Source organism: Virgibacillus carmonensis (assembly GCF_057836705.1).
In genome coordinates this window covers 1-7,531 of the sequence record NZ_JBYQFJ010000056.1, presented here as the reverse complement: position 1 = coordinate 7,531, position 7,531 = coordinate 1, and the positions used below count along the sequence as shown (strand labels likewise).

The following is a 7,531-nucleotide window of genomic DNA, read 5'->3' as shown; positions in this document are numbered from 1 at the left end:
AAAAGCACTTACAGTTGAAACAACAGTACCTATTGCTGAAAGAATGACTATATCCGTAGCACGTTCCCTCTTGTTCAAATAAAACCCCTTTACACTTTTTGGTATATTTTTAGCAAGCTATACGAATTTATTCTAGGCGAATTATGAAAATAGCCGCAGCCATCAAATTTTTTTACAATTTTTTCTATGGCTGTAACCCTTTATAGTGCGTGAATCAAAAGTCAAAATGCTGCGGTACCCTTATAGATGTGTAGCTTTGAAATAAAGTTTGATAATTTATAATAAAGATTGATTTTTTTGAATGAAGTCCGATAATTTAAAAAAGTTTGATACAATTGTGTTGATAGGCAGAATGTGGATAATTCCACAATAGGGCCAGATAATTGAGGAAAGCCTATTGATTTAACGGATTAGGTTAGTGAAAAACAGTACGAAGGAATTTAATGTTAAGGTTTGGTAGTCTATAATGATATTGCTTTTTCAATATCATTATAGACTTTTTGTGTAGAGATCACCTACAGAAAGAAGTGATATTAGAATAATTACTTCGTTTTGAATTTTAATTTACCTCGTCAGAATGTGCGATGGCTGAGATTTCAATCAGTTGCTCTGGGAACGCCAAATAAGTCACACCAATGAGGCTGCCTGCCGGTCGGTGTTTTTCTAGGTATTCCTTGAACAAAACAATGACTTGCTCAGAGTCTTCTTTCGGGTTTGTTAGATAGATTTCCACATAGGATAGGTTGGACTTCGTGACTCCTAACTCTTTCAGCACACGATCCAAGTTTTCAAGTGTTTGTCGGGCTTGGGTTTCAATATCGTCCTTGCCAACAAACATACCATCTTTATTGTGTGAAAATTGACCTGAAACGTAAATAGTGCCGTTGACACTATAGCCTTGGGTAATACCGTGATCCCATAGATCATGATTATAGGTTTTAACTTTACTCATTTTTCTCTCTCCTTTATTTGAAAGTAAGGTAAGTATATAATGAGTACAAAGAAAAAAGTAGTACGCACTTTATTGATAGTTACTATCAGAAAGGGTAGTGTTAATATGAGTATGACTGATTACAAAGAAAAGGGTAATATTCAAGAGACACCTTTTGGTTATACATTGAAAGTAGTTGGAGGTAAATGGAAAATGCTTATACTTTACCTCTTAGCTGAAAATCAACCTGTTCGTTTTAATGATATGAAAAGAAGAATAGGAACTATTACCTTTAAAACATTAAGTTCTCAACTTAAAGAATTAGAAGCAGATGGGATAGTTCGACGGAAAGAGTATCCTCAAATTCCACCAAAAGTAGAGTACAGTCTCACACAAAAAGCAGAAACTCTATTACCTGTTTTAGAACAGTTATGTGAATGGGGAGAAAAAAACCGCAATAGTTTGTGAAATAATCGACTTAAACTATATGATACGTTACTTCAATAAGCTAAAGGTTGCAATCATGATAATTATCTCGATATTCAACTATCGGGCGCCATTCTTGAATAAGGATTGGCGTCATTTCTTATGAAACGGGCTATATTCTTGAATAAGGCATTGTATAAATGATGGAAATTTGAAATAATTGTAAACGTAGGACAAAGGCAATTTATCTATCTAACCATTTTCTATGTTGTTAGAAACATATAGGGAAGGAGACAAGATGAAAAAAATTATATTGGTACTATTATTAATTGTAAACAGCTTGTATATAGGTAATTTTCTTATTGGCTTTGGTAATAGAATCTCAAGTACATGGAATGTATTGTTTGGCATAGTGTTTGTTATTAGTATTCTCTTGTCGGGTATGTTCCTGTTTCGATCTAAAAAGGAACCGGGATACTCTCCTTATTTATCTGTTGCAGTGCTTTCAATAAGTTTTGCATCTTTAGGTTGGTTTACCTTCTTTAATTATTTGTCTTTGATAATGGGATAGGTAAGTACGGTTTTAAATTTCTAAAATAATACTTAGCATTTGATCTTATATTGTTCAATTATACGAACGGCGCTTTTCTGGAATAAGATTAGCGCTCATTTTTCATTTAAAGGGCCATTTTGTTTAATAACCGAGATTTCTATTTTAGAGTATTTGAATATTAAGTTTTTGATAATTATAGTTATGTTAAAATTAATGAACCAGAGTTTGTGAAAGATTGATCTTAAACTAACACTGGTAGGATTGTTGAATAAGGAGAAAGCTATAATTTAAAAAGGAGTGAGTTTAATGACATGGACGATTATAATAATTATTGCTTATCTGCCGATTTTTTACAGGATTCATAAACGACTTGATTATTTGGAAAAGGAAGTAAGTAGATTAAACGGTGACAATGATTTGTTTAATTAACGGGTGCTTTACTTTAATAACGTCTTTTGAAATGTTCTTCTAGAATAGAGGCGGATTATTGGAATAATGGCGTATCTTATTGCTTGGTACCGCCAACATTCGAAAATATGCGCTAAGACAATATTTGACACATAAAAGCCGGGTGTCCCTACGCCAGGGTAATCCGGCTTTCAGAAAGAATTATTTTCTCTGTTAACTTAATTACGGAATCCTAATAAACCTTCCTTGTATAGTCAAAATCAATCAGCTCAATCTCATTCAGTGCATCTGATATATCCGATTCAGAGAAAGAGGCAGGTGTGATTTTTAGACTTATTGTAGACTGTCCTTGTATCGGCTTCTCCTTACCTATTTCTTCATATTCTACGGTAAGTGTTGCTTCGAACCACTTTGGGATAAAATTATCATGAACAAACTTAAGATCAACCAATCTTTCACCTTTCTTATAATCCCATGTAAACATAAATGAATTTCCGAATTTATCCATCATTATTGTTTCGATCTCGGGTTTTAGCATTTCGATTAAAACATCTTCTGCTGTACTATAAGAATTCTTAAGTTTTTGTGCATTACCTATATTCGGATTGTACCCAATAAAGAAACATAATACCAAACTTATAACAAGTATTTTCTTCAAAGTAGATCACCTCTCCACTAATATGTACTTTCTTAGATCGATTTATGTAAAATACATATAAAATTGAAAATAAGGTGAGTGATAGTTCTGATGTCAAAACGTTTCATTTCATTACTCGCGATTCTAGTCATAATTTTAGGTTTAAATGTACAAGGGGTTTCAGTCACAATAGAAAAGAAACTTTACCATAAACGGGCGCTTTCACTGAATAAGCTTTGCGCCCATTATTGCTTCATCAGGCCATATTATAAAACTTTTTGCTTATGTTAATATTGAAATAAAGAATAAAATGTGAGGAGAAAAACAATGAATGAATATGGAAAGTTATATGAAAGAGATGGTCGTAGTGTTTTGCGATTTGAGCGTTTTTTTACACATAAAACTGAGAGTGTTTTCCGTTGCATAACGGATCCTGATTACTTTACCAAGTGGTATCCGTTTGCAACAGGAGAGATGGATCTCAATGAAGGTGGCAAAATTGACTTTGATGATGGAGAAGGAACGAAGTATGAAGGAGTGATTACTGCATTCGAGCCGCCTGTAGTTTTTGCTTTTCGTGAGGTTGATGATTTGCTGCGAATCGAATTGCAAAACACCCCCGATGGATGCCGAATGACATTTGAGCATACATTTGATGACCAGTCTTGGGCAGCCGCAACAGCTGCAGGATGGCATCGCTGTCTTGATGCATTGGGTATGATGGTTAACAACGAACAGCCGCCTGAATGGCCGGATAATGGAGCTGAGTTAAGGGGATTTTATCGGGAAGCATTTGATTCGAATTAGGTAAATATTTTGGAACATAATACTTTAGAGACTATCAAAGGTATGGTATAGGAATTCAACAAAGGTGTTTATTCCATATAAGGGCGCATTTCCTGAATAAGGATTTGCGTCATTTCTTATGAAACGGGCCAGGTTGTTTAGAAACCGAGATTTCTATTTTAGTTTATTTGAATATTAAAATTCGAATAATTATAGTTATGTTAAAATTAATGAATCAGAGTTTGTGAAAGATTGATCTTAAACTAACGGGGCATTTAGTTGAAGAAGGATTATAGTCACAGAATGCAATAATATGAGTTTTAAGATATGAAACTAATTGGGGGAATAGTAAATGAACGGTAATGAGAAAAAAATACAACCACCATATTATGCAGTCATATTCACTTCACAAAGAACTGAAGGCGACAATGAATATGAAAAAATGACACAAGCAATGGAAGAGTTGGCTTCAAAGCAACAAGGATTTTTAGGTATTGAAAGTGCTAGAGATAATGAGTTAGGTATTACTGTTTCATATTGGGAATCTTTAGATGATATTAAGAGTTGGAAAGAAAATTCAGCCCATAAAGTAGCTCAAGAAAAGAGGAAAAAAGAATGGTATAAACATTATAATGTTCGAGTTTTTAAAGTTGAAAGGGATTATTCTTTTGCAATGTAGTTGTGTGCTAAAGCAGCAGGATAGTTAAATAAGGATTGATAACTAAGGGGAGGGATGGGCTTGAATATGAAGGGTATTATTGTAGTTTTATGTATTGGAATGTTTATTTACCATTTCTTTATTGAAGATTTACCACTATATATTAGTTCTCTATTTTGGGCGGTGATGCTTTTACTCTTTGGAATAGACCAAATCAAAGAGAGGAGCAAGTTGGGCTATTTATATATAGTTCTGTTTGCTCTAATATCTTTTATTGGAGTAAAAGAATTGGCTATTGCTTTATAAACATTTTTCAGCTAACGGGTGCATTATGAAACAAGCGAAATTATTTATTCAAATTTGATACGAAATCAAGTCTTCCAAAGGAAGGTGTAGATATGAGATACAAGAGTATGTTATTTGGAACCTTGATCGGCTTTTCAGTTGTATTCTTTGTAAAAGGATTTTGGACTGGAGAGTTTGATTGGGGCTGGTGGATTTCAATGCTTCTAGGTGGAACCATAGGGTTTGTAATATTTGTATTCCTTGTTAGAAAGAAAACAGAGTAGAATATTTCTATTCAACTAAACTAGCTAATAGAAGATCTTCCCCTATTGTATTAAATGGTGCATTACTTCAACAAGAGTTATTCAACTATTGCAGCAGGTTTGTGGAAGAAGGAATTAAATATTTGTATAGAAGTAGTAATTGTAAATCAGTTCTATTCTAAAAGTTATTGGAAGGGTTGAATTAAATTAATGGATATAAGAAAACCAAATGAGTTGGAAATCAAAAAGATTTTGTCACTTTCTCCACAAGCGATATTTGACGGCACGTTAGGCGAAGCAGAACCAACGATTGAAAAAGCCAAACAATTAATAAAACCTCTTTTAAAGAAGGGTAGTTATTATTTAATAGCAACAGAAAACAATGAATTAATGGGTTGGATTCTTATAGGAGCAAGTAAAGACCAGTTTTTAAATAAGACAATCGGATTTATTTATGAATTATTTGTTTTAGATGAATATAGAGGCAAAGGGATTGCAAAACAATTGATTGAAGCAGGTATTGAACAACTTAAACAAGAAGGATATTCGGAAGTCCGTTTAAGTGTATTTGCGGGAAATCAAGCAATTAAAATATATGAAAGGTTGGGGTTTGAAAACAGAACAATTACTATGAGTATGACATTATAAAGAAGACTTATTTCACTACAGTAAAAAACATGGACTTTCCTAAACAAAAAAATCCACCCCAGTTTAACTCAAACGGGCGGTTTTCCTTAACAAGGAGAAGCGTCCATCTTGCATATAAGGGTCAATTTATGGAATAACATAAAGCCCAATTTCTCATTACTTCTTATGATAGAAGTGAGGCTAAAGAGGTGACTAAGGGAAAAGTTTTTATATTGGACAGGTAATAGGTTATAATAAAAAGTGAATCAGATATGTTTGTCTTGTGATGATAAATAGGGAGGTACGAACCATGTCAAAATTGACGAAGATTGCAAAACTGCTGAACAATCCCAAAGTGAAAAAGGCGGTTAAAGAAAAAGGTGTACCGATGATCAAAAAGGATATTGAAAAGAGGAAGAATAGATCGAAGTAAGGCAATCGCAGGTTGTTGCGGTTGTCTTTTTTGTGGGGAATAAGGCGATCATCAAATTGATCGTCTATTCTTTATTAAAAATTGTTCGGAATATTATGTTAAAATAAATTTAAAGGATCTTGAGCTAACGGAGCAGGTTAGAAGAACAAGGGGTGGTAAATTGAAAGTAATAGAAAAAGTTCTTGATGTGCTGTTTAACGATAATAAGTATAGAGGTACTAAAATTTTAGCTCTGTTCATTTTTTTGATCGTGACGTTTATTATAGCTCCTTTCTTTCTTTCTGAATTTAGTCAGGTTTATACTGTTATCTTTGTGCCTGTATTAGCATTTTTTTTGATCATATCCTTAATCAAAATAATGTGGTACAACAAGAAAAACGATATCAAGATAAGTGTAAATGATTGGGGGGGAATAGCAGTATGTCTTATTGTTTTAATAGCGATATTATTTTCATTCTTTAAGGAAGAGAAACTGGAAAAAGTTGTTTATGATGTAATAGAAGAGAGAGTAGGAAGGGATAATTTTTCAATAGAATTTATTGATAAAATAGAGAGTGGAGAAAACTATATTTTGGTTGGTTACACCATAGAAGGTGATAACACTCAGTATTTGGAACGATATTACTGGAGAAACGGTGAATTGGTCCAAGACTTCACAAGAGAAATTGAAGACGACGATGAATAAGTTCAACTAACTGGTGCTTTACTTTAATAAGGTCTTTGAAACGTTCTTCCAGAAAAGGGTGCATTTCTGCACTAAGAATCGGACTCTAAGGAGTATGATAAAATGAATATACTAGTTGATAGGATTCCGAATAAAAAAATAAAGGTTTTGGAAGTAGGTGTTGGTGGAGGAAGAACCGCCATTAAGCTTGCTAAAAAAAACAGTTTGAATGAGATTATCGGGGTAGATATATCAAAAGCTAGGGTTGCTAAGACTCATAATAAGGTCAATCGTATGGGACTTAAGAATATTCACGTTTATGCCATGGATGGTGCTGGACTGAATTTCGATGAGGGAGAATTCGATGTAGTGTATGTTTCATATATGTTGCATGAAGTTCCATTTGATTTAATGATTGACGTAATAAAAAACATTACGAAAGTATTGAAAAAGGATGGATTTTTTTTAATTCATGATTATGCAAATAACAACACAAATAATAAAGAAAGTCTGTTCCTAAAACTTATCCGACTATATGAGCCGGCGCATATAAAAGAGTTTATCTACTATGATTGGCTATCGATTTTGGACAATGCAGGATTTAAGGTAAATGCTCTAGATAAATATACAGACTCTGTCTTAGTTTCTGCTTCAAGCTATTAATTTGTTGTTTGGAGGCAAGAACTACAAATGGACAATTATTCTCTTGTGTGCCTGACACTTTTTACATTGTCTTAGTTTTAAAGAAACGGTGACTTATCAGGAGTAAAAGTAAAACCAACATACAGTAAAACGATCTTCAGCAAACGAGGCTGGGACAAAACCCAGTAAATAAAAAAGCGTGGCTATCACCGTGTAGG

The 7,531-nt window shown here is 33.4% G+C and carries 12 protein-coding genes; 10 read left to right on the top strand and 2 right to left on the bottom strand.

Annotated elements, in window-relative coordinates; genetic code table 11:
* Nucleotides 1–559: 559 nt before the first annotated feature.
* A complete protein-coding gene (locus AC3G7N_RS20100; protein WP_489423945.1) occupies nucleotides 560–952 on the bottom strand; it encodes a RidA family protein in 393 nt (130 codons plus the stop codon).
* Between the two features lie 105 nt (nucleotides 953–1,057).
* Between AC3G7N_RS20100 and AC3G7N_RS20095 the strand changes: the two genes are divergently transcribed.
* Nucleotides 1,058–1,399 (top strand): winged helix-turn-helix transcriptional regulator, encoded by a 342-nt coding sequence (locus AC3G7N_RS20095; RefSeq protein WP_379552618.1) that lies wholly within the window; start codon nucleotides 1,058–1,060, stop codon nucleotides 1,397–1,399.
* Nucleotides 1,400–2,216: 817 nt separating this feature from the next.
* Nucleotides 2,217–2,339 (top strand): hypothetical protein, encoded by a 123-nt coding sequence (locus AC3G7N_RS20090; protein ID WP_489423944.1) that lies wholly within the window; start codon nucleotides 2,217–2,219, stop codon nucleotides 2,337–2,339.
* Between the two features lie 211 nt (nucleotides 2,340–2,550).
* Here AC3G7N_RS20090 and AC3G7N_RS20085 read toward each other — a convergent pair whose 3' ends face one another.
* The gene (locus AC3G7N_RS20085) at nucleotides 2,551–2,976 is read right to left on the bottom strand and encodes a DUF3888 domain-containing protein (protein WP_489423943.1); all 426 of its coding nucleotides are present in this window, start codon (nucleotides 2,974–2,976) and stop codon (nucleotides 2,551–2,553) included.
* Nucleotides 2,977–3,282: 306 nt separating this feature from the next.
* Between AC3G7N_RS20085 and AC3G7N_RS20080 the strand changes: the two genes are divergently transcribed.
* The 8 genes from AC3G7N_RS20080 to AC3G7N_RS20045 all read left to right on the top strand — a co-directional run bounded on the left by AC3G7N_RS20080 (nucleotide 3,283) and on the right by AC3G7N_RS20045 (nucleotide 7,334).
* Nucleotides 3,283–3,762 (top strand): SRPBCC family protein, encoded by a 480-nt coding sequence (locus tag AC3G7N_RS20080; protein WP_489423942.1) that lies wholly within the window; start codon nucleotides 3,283–3,285, stop codon nucleotides 3,760–3,762.
* Nucleotides 3,763–4,093: 331 nt separating this feature from the next.
* The gene (locus AC3G7N_RS20075; RefSeq protein WP_489423941.1) at nucleotides 4,094–4,420 is read left to right on the top strand and encodes an antibiotic biosynthesis monooxygenase family protein; all 327 of its coding nucleotides are present in this window, start codon (nucleotides 4,094–4,096) and stop codon (nucleotides 4,418–4,420) included.
* Between the two features lie 60 nt (nucleotides 4,421–4,480).
* Nucleotides 4,481–4,705: a hypothetical protein gene (locus AC3G7N_RS20070; protein ID WP_489423940.1), complete on the top strand. Its 225-nt coding sequence runs from the start codon at nucleotides 4,481–4,483 to the stop codon at nucleotides 4,703–4,705.
* 92 nt (nucleotides 4,706–4,797) lie between these two features.
* Nucleotides 4,798–4,968, top strand: coding sequence for a hypothetical protein (locus AC3G7N_RS20065; RefSeq protein WP_489423939.1), 171 nt, complete (start codon nucleotides 4,798–4,800; stop codon nucleotides 4,966–4,968).
* A 189-nt stretch (nucleotides 4,969–5,157) separates the two neighbouring features.
* Nucleotides 5,158–5,595 (top strand): GNAT family N-acetyltransferase, encoded by a 438-nt coding sequence (locus tag AC3G7N_RS20060; protein ID WP_489423938.1) that lies wholly within the window; start codon nucleotides 5,158–5,160, stop codon nucleotides 5,593–5,595.
* 289 nt (nucleotides 5,596–5,884) lie between these two features.
* Entirely contained in the window at nucleotides 5,885–6,007 is a 123-nt protein-coding gene (locus AC3G7N_RS20055; protein WP_489423937.1) for a hypothetical protein, read from the top strand.
* A 160-nt stretch (nucleotides 6,008–6,167) separates the two neighbouring features.
* The gene (locus tag AC3G7N_RS20050; protein WP_489423936.1) at nucleotides 6,168–6,692 is read left to right on the top strand and encodes a hypothetical protein; all 525 of its coding nucleotides are present in this window, start codon (nucleotides 6,168–6,170) and stop codon (nucleotides 6,690–6,692) included.
* A gap of 102 nt (nucleotides 6,693–6,794) precedes the next feature.
* Nucleotides 6,795–7,334, top strand: a complete 540-nt coding sequence (locus AC3G7N_RS20045; protein ID WP_489423935.1) for a class I SAM-dependent methyltransferase — start codon at nucleotides 6,795–6,797, stop codon at nucleotides 7,332–7,334.
* Nucleotides 7,335–7,531: the final 197 nt, after the last annotated feature.